The organism is Bradyrhizobium sp. ISRA436, from assembly GCF_029910015.1.
In the GTDB taxonomy this organism is placed as follows: domain Bacteria; phylum Pseudomonadota; class Alphaproteobacteria; order Rhizobiales; family Xanthobacteraceae; genus Bradyrhizobium.
In genome coordinates, this window is record NZ_CP094519.1 from 5,983,133 (window position 1) to 5,997,637 (window position 14,505).

9 protein-coding genes and 1 pseudogene are annotated in these 14,505 nt (G+C 59.6%); 5 read left to right on the forward strand and 5 right to left on the reverse strand.

Annotated features, from left to right (window positions below):
• Positions 1 to 123 precede the first annotated feature (123 nt).
• Positions 124 to 1,866 carry an L-tyrosine/L-tryptophan isonitrile synthase family protein gene (locus tag MTX23_RS27910; protein WP_280973352.1) on the reverse strand — a complete coding sequence of 581 codons (1,743 nt, stop codon included), beginning with the start codon at positions 1,864 to 1,866 and terminating at the stop codon, positions 124 to 126.
• 1,265 nt (positions 1,867 to 3,131) lie between these two features.
• Here MTX23_RS27910 and MTX23_RS27915 point away from each other — a divergent pair.
• Complete coding sequence (locus tag MTX23_RS27915) at positions 3,132 to 4,463, forward strand: MFS transporter (protein WP_280973353.1); 1,332 nt, start codon at positions 3,132 to 3,134, stop codon at positions 4,461 to 4,463.
• A gap of 62 nt (positions 4,464 to 4,525) precedes the next feature.
• Here MTX23_RS27915 and MTX23_RS27920 read toward each other — a convergent pair whose 3' ends face one another.
• Entirely contained in the window at positions 4,526 to 6,754 is a 2,229-nt protein-coding gene (locus MTX23_RS27920; protein WP_280973354.1) for a hypothetical protein, read from the reverse strand.
• 1,087 nt (positions 6,755 to 7,841) lie between these two features.
• Between MTX23_RS27920 and MTX23_RS27925 the strand changes: the two genes are divergently transcribed.
• From MTX23_RS27925 to MTX23_RS27935, 3 genes are all read left to right on the forward strand, one after another.
• Entirely contained in the window at positions 7,842 to 8,300 is a 459-nt protein-coding gene (locus MTX23_RS27925; protein ID WP_280973355.1) for an Hsp20 family protein, read from the forward strand.
• Positions 8,301 to 8,380: 80 nt separating this feature from the next.
• A complete protein-coding gene (locus tag MTX23_RS27930; protein WP_280973356.1) occupies positions 8,381 to 8,872 on the forward strand; it encodes an Hsp20/alpha crystallin family protein in 492 nt (163 codons plus the stop codon).
• Between the two features lie 228 nt (positions 8,873 to 9,100).
• The gene (locus tag MTX23_RS27935) at positions 9,101 to 9,322 is read left to right on the forward strand and encodes a hypothetical protein (protein WP_280973357.1); all 222 of its coding nucleotides are present in this window, start codon (positions 9,101 to 9,103) and stop codon (positions 9,320 to 9,322) included.
• A gap of 409 nt (positions 9,323 to 9,731) precedes the next feature.
• On the opposite strand, the pseudogene MTX23_RS27940 reads toward MTX23_RS27935, so the two are convergent.
• Positions 9,732 to 9,946: pseudogene (locus tag MTX23_RS27940) on the reverse strand (DUF3606 domain-containing protein).
• A gap of 2,085 nt (positions 9,947 to 12,031) precedes the next feature.
• Positions 12,032 to 12,343: a hypothetical protein gene (locus MTX23_RS27945; RefSeq protein WP_280990708.1), complete on the reverse strand. Its 312-nt coding sequence runs from the start codon at positions 12,341 to 12,343 to the stop codon at positions 12,032 to 12,034.
• A 63-nt stretch (positions 12,344 to 12,406) separates the two neighbouring features.
• Here MTX23_RS27945 and MTX23_RS27950 point away from each other — a divergent pair, with 63 nt between their 5' ends.
• Complete coding sequence (locus MTX23_RS27950; RefSeq protein WP_280973359.1) at positions 12,407 to 12,568, forward strand: DUF2934 domain-containing protein; 162 nt, start codon at positions 12,407 to 12,409, stop codon at positions 12,566 to 12,568.
• A 590-nt stretch (positions 12,569 to 13,158) separates the two neighbouring features.
• Here the strand turns inward: MTX23_RS27950 and MTX23_RS27955 are convergent.
• On the reverse strand, positions 13,159 to 14,442 hold the full coding sequence (locus MTX23_RS27955) for a pitrilysin family protein (RefSeq protein WP_280978221.1): 1,284 nt from the start codon (positions 14,440 to 14,442) through the stop codon (positions 13,159 to 13,161).
• Between the last annotated feature and the right edge of the window lie 63 nt (positions 14,443 to 14,505).

A 14,505-nucleotide genomic window follows, 5' to 3' on the forward strand; every position in this document is an offset into this window, starting at 1 on the left:
CGGTCTACGCTAATGGGCCAGATCGAGTCTGGAAACCGGGACATCGGCCACATCATGCCGGATAACGCCTTCATCGAGTTCTTCAGCGGTAAGTCCCAGACCCACTTCAGTCCACTTATCTGATCATCCATTCGCAACAAGGGACGTGCCCTCTAAGAGCTCCACGAGCGCTTGAGCGTCAGATGCAGAGATCGTTGGAGATAGGTAAACGACCGGCTGCTTGGCGCGGATGTGTCGAGCCAGCAAGCCTTCTTCATTGCCACATACGACCACGCCGCGTGCACCTGCTGATTCGAGGTACTCCGCTAGATCAATTGCGATACAGGTCTCATCTGGGGTTCGGCCGGTCGTAAGGGTGGCCGTGCCGTGCCAAGGAGTACGCTTCCTCGTTGGACTCACGTGAACGGTAAAATGGCCAGAAGATTCCGGTTTTTGGTGGATTGACATACGCAGTGCATTCGGAAACACCGCGGCGACATCATCGAAGCCTACCGGATTTTTCGAACCTGTATTGGCCTCATATGCCGAGCAATATAAAGCGGCTCCCCGCAAGGATTCGTCAATCAACCGCCGACGCAATCGCTCGAGCTTCTCATCATCCTGAGGCAGGTATATTGTCTGCATGGCTTCGACGTAGAGCCGCTTCTCGTCCAGCCCGGTTTGGCGCGCAGCATCAGATATGCAAGAATGTTCGAGAGAAAATAAAATTGGCTCGAAGAGAGGTCTTAACACTCCCTCCTCATCAATTTCGGATAGTTCTTTGTGCATTTCATCGCGTCCGCGCGTGGACCATATAGCGGGTAGAATTCTCTCGACATCCGATAGGAAGGCAGCTTTGCGTTTAGCGTAGTAACGCATGGCCGCTTTGTGACCAGATGTGTCTTGGATGCTTTTCTTAATTTCCGCGTAATCAATAAGACGGAAGAATCGTTGATCAATCGAGAATGCCTCTAACGCATCAGATAGGACTTCGCGATATTCAGCGATTTGTTCCAACGAAACTGTGTCGAAGCAGGGATAGCGCCCGGCATCACGACATGCAAGAATTCGCACCGGTATGACAGGAGCGTCTTTAAACGAGAACCAGCTGCGTATTGGAATGGACGATACCGCAAGCTCGACGAGTAGACGAACAAAAGTGGGTTCATGGTTTACTTGAAGGATCGGAGGATTCGCCGCAGCCTTCCGAAGGAACTTTCGAGTCGCAGCGCATTCTTTTGGGTTTTTAATAAGCTTCTCACATTCCTGGATGGCTGCTTCAAAGAGATGCTTTACGCCGCACTTCTCGTCTGTCGCAGCCGATTGAGCGCATTCGCGGGCGCCGTCTCCTACCCGTTTGGCGACATCTTCGATCAGCTTTGCCATCTTCTTCTGCGCGACGTGGCACGCACGTGACAAGCTGTAGAGGAACATCAGAGTATAAAACTCTCCCATGTCGGGAAGTGTTCCACGGTTCTTCAGCGGCGTTGACGTCCGAAATGGGAGGAGCAAAATTGCGAACTCGACCTCGCCATTTCGTTCAATTACACGAGAGATTTGGCAGCATCGCTCGTATCGGCCCGCCTCGCTGATGAAGCCTTTTCGAATAGACTTTTCGGTCACCACTTCACAAATCAGCGCCGCGGGACCAATCTCCCCCAAGCGCTCGTTCCGCAGCACGCGATTCACTGCCTTTGACGAAAGATTGGTTACCAGCTGGTCTCCCGAACGCTGCAATGAGCTTATTATTGCGCGCTCGAACGCCTTGGCATCGATCTTCAGAGATTCAGCATTAGAGTCTCCGCGACGGGCGAGGGCTTCAATTCGCGTCAAACGCTCAAACGTGCTGCCGAGCGCATCAGTATTGTATTCGATTTTCTGGAACATCCTAGGATCTGTACCTAACGACCGAGTGAAGCGCTCCAAGTTTGCCGGAGGCAATTTGGTTTAAGTTGTGCTGCAGACATGCGTCCCCATTGGCCGCTTGAGTAAGGCCATCGTCGGCCTTTTGTCTCCAGTGACCTGTTCCTGAGTGCTCCCTTCAGATGATGTTTGAGTCCGGCTTGAGCCGCGGCCCAATGCCGTATCGCCGCAAGGGAATGGTCTGTTTCCCATTGCACCAAATTCCGCAGTGAACGCTCCGGCACGCCGTTGGAATCGCTGACATCGCAAGTTTCAACCGCCCTACCGGGCGAGCTCAGCAACGCATTATCCGCAAGCAAGATGGTCGTAAGTTGTCTTCGTCTTCATACTACACCTCCTATTGGAGGCGTTTGATTGCGAGCGTGCTTTGCCATCCAATTTCGAACGCGCGTGCACGCAGATGCGCGAGCGAAGCAAAGCCGTCATTGCCCAGACGTCGGCCGCTCGCCCTGGCGGTCAGACCTGATGGCAGAACTCAATACGAAAGGAAGGCTATTTCCCCTTGGGTCGGCCGTGATGAAACCAAATCCACTCACGGAGGCGCGCCCCCATTGCTCGTAACTTTGATTTTCAACGTCCTGGAGCTCACCCCCTGGCGCATCACGCTTGTCCCTTAGCGACCCGCCGAGCCTGACCGAACATTATCGCCTGATCCCTGCGGCACCGGGCGAGGTTGATCGTTTTCATGGTACCGTCAAAAAATGCGAGCTCCTATGGTCTTTGATCGCACACAGCCCCTTCATTCTGCAGCGGACCAACCCGACAAAGCAGGCGGCCTGCGCGCAACTAGCAAGCAGCGGAGCAAAAACCGGACCAAATCGCGCGATGCGTTCACCGTGCGCCACCAGTTGAACGCAGCAACCACGCGGCGGCCCTTCTGTGTGAAAACAGGCGCTGCCTGTTCGTCGCCCAACAATTTTGTCGCAAACTCGCCATTGCGCGGGAGCACAACGACTGCCCCGCCCGACAATTAGAGCGCCTTTCCTATTCATTTTTGCTGGCGATCGCCGCGATCGGTTCAAGGTCTGAATGGGGCGCAAGAGCTGGGCATTTTTGTTGCACTCATCGCCGTGAGCTTCGTCCTGGCATGCGTCAGCCAGGTGTCGCGCACCGGAACGCCGAGCCCGGCCACCTCAAGCTAGACGACGTGTAGAGCAAGTGAAATGCAACGCGCGCGACCTGACTGGTCGAAATGTTCGGCCGCGACTAGAGCTTCAGACGGATCGAGGATGGCTAGCCAATTTACTCGGGAGAAGCCGGAGCCGGTCCTGGTTCCGGCAGACGAACGCTTGACCGGCCGCGCCGTGTGGGGAGCAACTATCGGCAATATTCTGGAATTCTACGACTTCGGGACCTATAGCTTTTTCGCGATCCAGATCGGCCAGGCGTTCTTCCCGGCAAGCGACTCGTTCGCCAGCCTCATGTTGTCGCTCGCAACGTTCGGCGCGGGTTTTGTGACCAGACCGATCGGGGCTATGGTGCTCGGCTCCTACTCGGATCGGGCCGGTCGGCGGCCCGCGATGACCATCAGCTTTGCCATGATGAGCGCGGCGATCCTAGTGTTGGCGCTTACGCCCTCGTACGAGGCAGTGGGAATTGCCGCTCCATTGCTGGTCATTTTCGCACGTTTGGTGCAGGGCTTTGCGCTGGGCGGTGAAGTTGGCCCGACGACTGCCTATTTGCTGGAGGCGGCGCCGGTCGAAGGGCGCGGTCTTGCTGTCTCGTTTCAGCCTGCCAGCCAACAGATCGCCGCAACGGCCGGCGCGCTTGTCGGAGAAATACTCTCCCTGACCATGACAAGCGAGGCGCTCAATGCGTACGGATGGCGGATCGCGCTCCTGCTCGGCGCCGCTACGCTGCCGTTCGGATTTTGGCTGCGGAGCGCCTTGCCCGAAACGTTGCACCGCCCCGAAGCGGCGGCTCCCGTCGTCCAGTCTGTCAAGAGATCGCCTGCCGCTCGCCGCATCATGAGCCTTGGATTCGTCATTTTGGCGAGCTGCACGATTATCACCTACGTCACGGAGTATATGACCACCTATGCGCTGCACACCCTGCAAGTTTCTGCGCCTCTCGCCTTTGCCACCACGCTCATCAGTAATGCGGTCGGAATCGCTGCCGCATTGCTGGGCGGTTGGCTTGCGGATCGGGCCGGACGTCGGCACGTCATGATATGGCCGCAGATCACTGCGTTGCTGATGACTTATCCCGTGTTCTTGTGGATCGCAGAGAGCCGCAGTGCCGTCGCACTTCTTGGAGGTCTCGGCGCGCTCACCCTCATCGGAACCATTCCGTATAGCGCCTTCTATGTGAGTCTCGTCGAAGGTTTACCCAAGAACATTCGCGGCGGCGCCTTCGCGACGATTTATGCCTTTGCGATAGCGATCTTTGGGGGCACAGCTCAGCCCGTCGTCGCCGGGCTGATCCACGTGACCGGGAACGCGCTGGCGCCCGCCTGGTATATGCTTGTCGCCAGCGCGGCCGGGCTCTTTGCCATGCTCATGATGCCCGAGACCGCACCGCCGACAACTCAGATCGCCGCGAACAAGCGAAGCCCGGCATAGCCGCCGGATACTGTGATCACGGCTGCCCACAAGTGGCACTCTGCCGCGAGACGGCCAGGTAACTAGATCCCGAGGCGAGAGAACCGCATCGACGCGTATTCTGCCTCGGCAGACCGATACCACGGGTTGGCGCCAACTGCGTTATTCAACAAAGATCTACAGAATGCAGGTGTGAGCTTGCCGCGGTGGATCACGACGTTTTCGTGTCCCATCGCGGCTCGCGCGTTCTGCCAGTGCCGATTGTAGCCGCGCTGTTCATGGGACTTCACATGGCAAGCGGCGAAGTCGGCGTCACCCAGCATCGCCAACTGCCACGCAGATACCGGCCGCGTTGTATGGATGTGCACCCACATCGGACTCGGCATCGCGCGGTTGCGCAACGCCTTGGGCTGCAGCTTGATCTCGAACAACGTCCCCGGATCGCCGTTCAACGCGCGCGGTTGATCCGGAGGCGCCAACTCCCCCGCCGCTTGCAATTGTTCAAGGTAATTCTGCGAGGGAAACGCATAGGTTTTCATGCAATCGACTGTGATCGCCGTCCTTTGCGCGTTCAAAGCGTTTGCTTGACCCTGCACCTCAGACAACATCGCCTTGAGTCGTACTATTTTGCTGTGCACTTCGCGCACCTGCAAAGGCGTGAGGAGGCCACTGCGACGGAGCTCCTCCAGCGCGGCCACACAGGCCTCACTCTCAGCGGCCTGCCTCTGCAGGCGCTCAATGACGGTGCCAACGACGTGGTCGGCATCTTCGGGTTTCATCTGGCGGGTTTGCGAGACGGCACTTTGCTGACCGGGCAGGTCGAACTCCAAGAGTTCGTCCAATCGAGAGAGCAGTCCGGTCAGTGCCTTCCTAGAGGGTGGAGCCTGCCACATCGCCAGGTGTGCGGTTGCCGACGAAGACGCGATCGCGTGTGCTTCCTCCACGCTCGCGAGTTTCTTCGTGCCCAGATCCGAGAGCACGACAACTTTGGCTGTCGGGGCCCTGCCGGCGTCGGGCTTGGCGAGCTGCGGCTCGGGCCGCCCCGTCGAACTGCCCTCGCCTGCGGCCGGTGCGCGCTTGCCCTTCCCCTTTCTGCGCCCTGCACTCCCTTCAGCCGCTGCAGTATTTTGCGCTATCGCAGCCTCGGCCAGCGGTTCAATCATGGCTGGCGTCTTTGGCTGCACTGCCATCAGCCGCATGACTTCGTGCGCCGTGACCCACGCACCTTCGACGATCTGGTCCAATAGTTCCAACGGCAGGTCGCCCGCCGTTCCGGCATCCTTTAGACCGACAACGATGCCGTGCACGCCTAAAGCAAACTCCGAAAGCCGCTCCATGACCCCTTCAAGGACAGCGCAGTGCTCTGCATCGAGTGGCCGTCCTCCGCCGTTCAGAACAGCGTCGGACGCCGAGAGGAATGCCGGAAAGACATCCTCAATGAAGGTCCCGAGCAGACGTACCCGCCCGTCCTCACCCACGAGGGCCTCGCGCACGGCTGGTTGGAACGTGCTCGCCAGCGGCCCAATCAAGACCTGCGCAAGAGCAATCCGCGATTGCAGATACATGCACTTCGTATACAGTGCCCAGCCTGTATGCAGCCGTAGCGTAGACTCTTCGGCCTGTCGCATTTCGGGCGAGGCGCTTGGTAAGTCAGCGGTGGCTGCACAGACGGACTGCATCCGCTCCGAGCGCAATGCCTTCTTTCCCCACCACTCCATGCAGTCGATATAGTGCTTCGACACACCGGCGACGACTCGGCTCAGCTGATGGGACGGCGCATTACTTTTGCGCGTATCTTCGAGAACTTCAGCCGCCTTCTTCCTGCTCTTCTCAAAGCCGTAGATAATCGGGGTGGCCACGACGTTACATTGGTTCCCCGCATCCAGCGTCCCGTCGCGGAGTCGGCGAGCCTGATCGTCGGGCAGGATGCGACGCGCCAAATCCGGCCGCAGGCTTGCGTAGTAGTCCAGAACTTCCGATCCTGCGCCAACGACTTGATCGATCAGCTCTTGCGCCTGCTCAGGGCTTTGGGCTTGCATGGCCGCATTGCGGCTGACATCAAAGTTCTCAAGCAGGCGGCCAATCTTTCGCTTCGCTGCCTTGATTTCGCCGATTCTTGGGGCGGCCACAGCCGAACTTGGCGGGTGGCTAGCATGTGGTGTCGCTCGATCTTGCCGCCCAGAATGCATCCGCTCCAAGGCGGCGTCGAAAAATTGGCTGCCTTCCCCGGGGACGAGGCTGGAGGATCCCCGGGCGCTGTTCGCGGGTGCAGCCTCACCGTGCGATTGGCCAGATCGATCAATGCCCGTCATATTCCAACTCCGATATGGTCGAGAATGCGCGCCCTGTCTGGATAGGTCTCCTGGCTGACGAGCAGCTGACGAAGGGCATTCCCGTCGATGAACAAGAAAATCAGAATCACCGTGGGCTCCAGTTCCGCGATAGCCGCGGTGGTGCTAGCGGCCGCGATGAGGGATGCCCGCGTTAGGTGGGCGATAGTAAGCTGCAGTGGATTAGGGCGATCTTGTTCTGCCTCGCAGGCAGACCGCCATAAGGATCTGCGCTGTCAAGCTCTGCCGGCATCGGCGGTGACGGCGATCCTTAAGAGCCCGCCGATACCGGCGGCTTTGTCTAGATGGACTTGGAAATTCCAAACACCGCACAACCGCCACAAGAATGCTAGCGTCCCGAAACGGACGGCAGGATTGTGGTGAGGCAAACGGGCGCCTTCGGTCTGCCGCACGCGTCCTATTCTCCGGGAAGGAGATGCAAGTCTCCGACCGAAGATTTTCCGGATCCAACGCTCAGACGCCAAACCAGACCAGAGGTAGAACGCCCGTCAACACATCGCCTTCCGCTCGTTCGAATCGAGCATAACCGGCTTGCGATACTCGTCCTCAACGTACAGCACATCCCCAATCGGCTCATAGAAATATCGCAGCAGGCGCGTCGAGTGCCACCCGCTGTTTGACAAACTGGCGCTCGATGTCCGACAGGCCCGTCTCCAGCAGCCGATGATAGCGCTGGACGGTGTTGCGGCGAGCGCGGATGCGAGTAAATCTTCATCAAGCAGGGTCGTTACTCCTGACAGGCGTCACGGTCCTTTTCGGTGTTGAGACAGCGAGGATCTCACCCTGCACAATATATTCAGGCCGGAATGGCTACCTGGCGCACTCCATCGCGGCGGCGGGTGCTTCCGACAGATCACGTCGCCGCCTTGCAATTTTTTTTGCGCACCCCTTGAAACGCCCTTGCGTTTTCCTAACTCATTTTTCGCCGCGAGAGCGGTGTGCCGGACGCCTTTACGGGTCCGGCGCGGGCGCCGGGCTGGGTATCGGACCCGCTCTGACTCCTGCCTTGCGCTCCTTGTATCCATCTTGCTCTTTGGAGGACTTGGCTATGAGGACCACCTTTGATTTCGCGCCCCTGTGGCGCTCCACGATCGGCTTCGATCACTTGGTCGATCTCGTGGACAGCACGCTGCGGCAGGCAGGCGAAGACCACTATCCCCCCTACAATATCGAACGCTTCGGCGACGACCACTATCGGATCTCGCTTGCGGTTGCCGGCTTCGCGGCCGACGACATCACAGTGACGGCCGAGCAGAACGCACTCGCCGTCGAGGGCAGAAAGCCCGAGAACGCGGCCGGCGAGTTCCTGTACCGGGGCATCTCCGCCCGTCCGTTCCGGCGCGTGTTCAATCTCGCCGACTATGTCCAGGTGAAGGAGGCCTCCTTCCGCGACGGACTACTGATCATCGACCTCGTCCGCGAGGTGCCGGAGGCCATGAAGCCGCGCCGGATTCAGATCGGAAGCGGCGCCGCTTTCGCCTCGCCGATCGAGCAGAAGGCGGCCTGACACCTAATTGAGGTGCGACAGCGGAACGCGGCGCGTGTGCGTGGCCGCGTTCCATGGCTCATGCAACGAAGGAGAAAACCATGGCAGTTCGTGATCTCATTCCCTGGTCAAGAAACCAGGAGCTCGCGCCGGCCCGCGGCACCCGCGATCCGTTCATGACGCTTCATCGCGAAATGAACCGACTGTTCGACGATGTCTTCCGCGGCTTCGGCGGAACGGGCCTGTCCCCGCTGATGGAAGGGCAATTCGGCTGGCCCCGGATTGAACTCAGCGAGACTGACAAGGCGCTGACGATATCGGCCGAGCTTCCCGGTATGACCGAGAACGACGTCCAGGTCGAAATCGCGAATGGGGTGCTGACGATCCGCGGCGAGAAGAAGAGCGAACGCAAGGATGAAGGCAGATACTTCAGCGAGCGCTACTACGGCTCGTTCCAGCGGCAGATTGCGCTTGAGAACGTCGAGGAGGACAAGGCCGAGGCGTCGTTCAAGAACGGCATCCTGACCATCTCACTGCCGAAGTCCGAGAATCCGCGAGCGGGCGTCAAGCGCATCGCGATCAGCACGCAATAGAGGAGGCCATCACGGGCGGCGACCACCGCCGCCCCCCGGCCTCACCGAAAACCCGTCCTGGGAAAAAAGGAGTCTAAGGCAGACAAAGCGAATGCCCCACGAACGTGGGCAATCTTCCTCCCCTCCGCCCGCCTGGAATCGGCAATTCCGATCGGGCGGCAACTGCTCCGATCCTGATCGGAGATCCATGCCACAAACGGAACTTACGTTCTGGCCGGGGGACGGCCAATGCCAATCAATCGCGTGCTAGAAGGCGGCAAATATACGCCGGAAGAAATTGAGATCTTAAACGAGGCCTTCAACCTCGCTCTACGCTCGATGGGCCTGGTTGATCGTAACGATCCGCTTTGCGAGATGGTGGCCCGCAAGGTTGTCGAGGCCAGCAGGACGTGCATTGGCGAGCCGAAAGACATCGCGGAAACGGCCGTAGCCCGCATCGCTCTACGATAGGCGATAGGCCGTCTCAGTTCGACCCGCGCATAAAACGACTCCCGACAGGAACGGCATGCGCGAACCAGCCGTTTCGCTGCAATGGATGACGAAGATTTACAGAGCAGCAGTGAAAGAGCCTTGGTCGTGGTGGCCATCAGTACGGCAATCCTCATCGCCTCGTTCGCTCTTCTGATATCGGCCTTGTAAGGCCGCCTCGGTTGGCGGCCTTTTCCTTTGTAGGGAGAGCCGCTGTAGGCACATCGAGCAACCAGGCGGCGGCTCGTTGGTCGAGATCACGCCTCTGACCGGCGGGCAGACCATCCGGACAATGACTTACCAAACCAGTCAGGAGGCGCTGGCTGCGGCAAGAGCGAATATTGACGCTCATCCCGACGCCAAGCGGTGACCGAATTCGCGGATTGAGAAACTAGCGGCTGCGCTCCTTCATGCGGGAGTCCAGACGTCGCTCCACCCGCTCGCGGCTATTGCCAACTTTCCTCACCGCCTGCTTCACTGGCCCCTGCGGACCGCCCGTTTGTTGATTCGTACCTCACCTCATAGTCCTGCACTGGCGACCAGAGCACAGTCCTGATTGCGGCCGCGCGCCGGCGACGTCAACCGATCCGCAGCGGAAGCTTCCACTGCAGGGCACGCGCCCCGCTTTTCGCGCGCTGCGAGAGCCCCGCGTCGCCAAGGGCGTTTCGGCCTTAACTTGCTTTGTGGCGGCTTTGGCCAAGTCGCCGGCGTTGTGCCGAGTTTCGTCTCAGCGCTTTCGCGAATGTTTGAGTTGCTCACACGCTCGAACGAGCACAACGCGCGTATTCGGTCCCGGCGGTCGCCTGCTCTGGACGGCGGCCCATATCGTCAGCCGGGACTTCCAGTTCGTCGGAGATCCACATCGGAGTTCTTCTTGTCGTCCTGCCCGTCGAAACTGAAATTGGGATGCTCCCGAAACCGAACTCAGGACCCCTCGGAGCGCAATTGGTGACTTCAGCCGTTCGTGACGCGAAGAGACAGCATTGAGCATCATAGAAAGTGCGACAATATGGACAGGTCCCGACGATTTGGGTGGCGGGAGACGAGTCGATGGCCGACGCCAGCGTCTACCTGCGAGCCTGTCAAAACAGCACAGCAGTCCTTCGTACTCCGGACGGACACCAAGGGGCGCGTCCAAGCTTATTGATGAAACGCGCGCCGTTGCTGCAGGTTTCGCAAGTCGGTATTGTGGTTTCCTTCATGCCGCACGGCTTCGCTATTTCTGGCAGCCTTCTTGGCAGATCTGGAACGCTCAGCGGTCGGTCGGGTCGCCGACATTTTCCGTCAGGCCTGCCGCCCTTTCGTGACGGCGACGGGCTCTCGTCGGTGCCTGACCGGACCCATTCTTCTTGCCGCCATGGTTTTTTGCGCCGTTGCCCACGCCCGTTCGGCTTTCTTCTCCGGAAACGTCTCGGGTTCTGTCATCTGGGAGTCCCGCCTTCGACGGGCAGGTCGGAGACAGTGGCTCGCCGAAATCGGCTTCGGTCCCTGACAACTCGGGAAATTGGCACGCGGCCCGATTAGGAACCTCATTGCGCCTGTAGAGTCGATTCCTTGCTCTCGGTTGCCCCTGCCCCTAAACCGGGAGAAGACCTGTCCCCAAACCAGGTTGGCGACCCTTGGCGCTCTTTCCGCCGGGGGTCGTTTGGGAGTTTCGCAGTCCGGGCCTGTCGGCTCTCGTACCGGACCGACTAGGCCTGCCCCGCGTCCTCACGCAAACGTTGAACCCGCGCAACGTTCACGAGTTTAGCTCAGATCCCAATTGGGGGCAGGCACAATCGCGAGAGAGACCGATGAAACGGTTTGGATCCATGTAGATGCAAGCAAGAAAGTCGGTGATGGAGAATACCTCAAGGTATTTGCCTCCAATGAGGCCCGCCGAACACTGGCTTGAGGAACGCGCGCCGAAGGTGTTGCAATCGAGTATCCCGTCATCGTCAGGCGCCCTGAAAGGCTACAACCCTATCCGATCTTGTCGAGCCCGCAGTTCTTCAGACCCAAGGTCGATACATGGAATGACGGTACTACGCGCTCCTCACGATCGTTCTAATCGCCTGCCTCGCCCTTCGCGCGACCCGCCAGTCCAGGGACATGCTGCACGACCAGAAAGCAAGCTGCCTGATCAACGATCGTCTCTAGAGCATGGATGACGCGCCGCAAGGACGGTAGATGGCCGAGGCAAGCGCGCCGGAAAGGTTGACGCGTTCTTAGGGACCAAAACCAAAGAGCCGCCGACAGTCTTGGATCAATCCCTGCGCGTGATCTGACCGCGAAGGAGATCCGGCCAGGCTGAACAGAGATGTCCCCGCCACGATGAAAAGGACGAACTGCACCATAATGTTGAGACCTCCTATTCCTGTGAAGCTCTCTAACATCGTGACTACAGCCGGTAAATTCCGTCAATCCAGGGACGGCAGCACGGAAGCTGGATGGCAAATTGCACCCGCTAGTTGGAGGCCATCTTGGAAGACCCAGCACCTCTGCAGGCTCGGTTCCTCGTTCGGCAAGGAGCCACAGGCTGGATGGTTTATGATCGAGAATGCAAGGGCCCAGCTCGGTTCGAGGACGGCTTCGCTGAGAAGCTGACGAAGGAGCAGGCCGAATACGTAAAGCAGAGGCTTGTTGGAGGCCAGTGGCGGGCGCGCTGACGGATTTGCGGTAGCATCCGGGATAGACCATCTTCCGGCATGCTCAAACGAAAAGCCGAGTCGAGACCTCGCCCGAACTGGCGCGCTCGTCCGTTGCCGACATCGAGCCCTGCACAGTGCCCGGCGATGAGATCATCGCGCAGCTGAGATGATCGTTATGGACGGGCGCTCCCTGATGCCGATCGTCGGCTTCAAAACACTCCGAGTAACGTTGTCCTTGCCGAGCGTCATTGAGCGTTGTGCCATGATCGATGTGCTTGAAGGGGAAGATCCGCACCGGCTGGTCGTGAACGGTGTCCAGCCAATTCCGCTGGCTGCTGGGCGCCCAAAGAGCTGGTACCGGCGGTTCGTTCAATGGCCAGTCCAAAACGTAGGAACGCATCAAGTTCCCATTCGTTGAGTGGTCAGGAGTAGTCTGATGAACAGACGGATTGACGAAGCGGTAGCGGCACGTGCCTATCAGCTCTGGGAGAAGGCGGGCAAGCCGGAGGGACGGGACGAAGAATTCTGGCGGCTCGCCGAACAGGAATTGCTCAACGAGGATAAAAGCTCGCCCCGCCGCGCTCCTGACACGCTGTGAGAACCCGAATTGCCCCATTTGCCACGATTCGGCTAGGCCTACGCCGATCTCTTCCAGTAGCGCGAAAACGGCCGTTTCGGCGATACGAAGGATCGCACCGATCGTCTGGAGCCGTGCGGCCCTCACGAAACAGATTAAGGGACCAAGTATAGACGACGTCCGGTTCGTGCAGGCGACGAGTGGGGCCCCTGCGTACGGAAGCCGGGCGGCCATTCGGGATCCAACATCCAAGCTTCGTCGTAAGCGGATTCGATATCCTGGACGGCCTCAGTTTGTCGGCGGACGTGACCGACCAGCTTGTCCTCGCGCCGGACGTCGAAACTGTCGCGCGCCACGGCCGGAGCTTTTTCCCCGATCCTCATCGCGATGATGCCCGACTATCGGCATGGAGGATGGCCGCGTCAACCGGATCGACCTCGACGCGCCCCTTCGCTCGCGGTATGGCCCGTCCCTGCCGTGCACGCTCGCGCTCATCGAGGCCACCTGGAGCGAGCCTTTCCTCATCGGTGTTCGGGTTGGAAAGTCGACTAGTGATGAGAGCAGGTCCATTGCCGAGAGCATGCCGACATACGTGCCGCCGGCGCTGGTGCTCAGCTTGGGGAGCGGCCGACGACAACGGTGAGCAGACCCTGGCCCCACAGCCGGCGCGCGGCCCTCTTGGCGTCCCCCAACGCCACGGACTCGACGACGGCGTTGTGCTTTTCGATATAGTCAATCGGCAGCTTGTCGAGCTGATGCTGCAGCAACGTTCCTGCAAGCTTTGATGATGTGTTGAGAGCCAGCATCTGCGAGCCCTTCAGGTAAGACTTTGCATTATCGAGTTCTTGTTGGGTCGGGCCTTCCTCGGCGATGCGACGGACCTGCTTCTCGATCTCTTCGACTGTCTCACCGGCGCGATCGGTGCGGGTGCCGCTGTGGCCGACAAACATGGCCGAACGATCCATCCAGACCAGTTGCTCACCGACCGAATAGGCCAGCCCACGGTTCTCGCGGACTTCGAGGAACAGCCGCGACGTCGGGCCGGCGCCGCCGAGGATGTGGTTGACGACATAAGCGGCCATGAAATCGGGCTCGCTGCGGCGGATGCCGGGGCCGCCGAAAGTCACAACCGTCTGCGGCACATCGAGCGGGATGAAAACGCGCTGCGGCGGCTTGGCTGCGACCACGTCGGGGACCGGCGTCGACTCCCCCTTGGCTGGCAGGCTGCCGAAGGTCCTGTCGAGCAGTTTGGAGAGAACCTGTGGATCGACGTTGCCGACCACCGCAATCTTGAGCGTGTCTTTTGCGATCACGCGTCGAACATAGCCCTTGAGATCCGCGACCCCGATCTTCGGCATGCTCTGGATCGTGCCTCCGGTCGGGCGAGCATAGGGGTGATCGTGAAAGGCGACTTCGAGGAACTTGCGATCGGCGATCGATGAGGGATTGGTCGAGTCATACCGAAGGACCGCAAGCGTGCTGGCACGAACCCGTTCGAGATCGGCCGCGTCGAAACGGGGCGAGGTTAACGCCATCCGCAACAGGTCGAAGGCCTCCTCCTTGTTCTCCTCGAGCGTGCGCAACGAACCGCAGAAGTGGTCGTGGGTCGGTCCAAAGCTCAGCTCAATGGCGCGACGGTCGAGCCGCTCGTGAAAGGTTTTGGAATCAAGATCACCGGAGCCTTCATTGAGCAGGCTCGCAACCATGTGCCCGACCCCCGGTTTGTCGGTGGGGTCCTGGGTCGCGCCGCCGCTCACGGCAAATTCCATCGCGATCAACGGGACGCTCGCGTCCTGCACGAACCAGGCTTCTATACCGGAAGGTGAGACCAAGCGCTGAATCTCGGTTGCGGCAAGCGCCTTAGCTGTGGAACGCGCAGATGCCGACGTGGGCATCGCGATTGAGAGCGAGGCTCCGCCGAGAAGGACCGCACGCCGTGTGAAGAGATAGGCCATGAT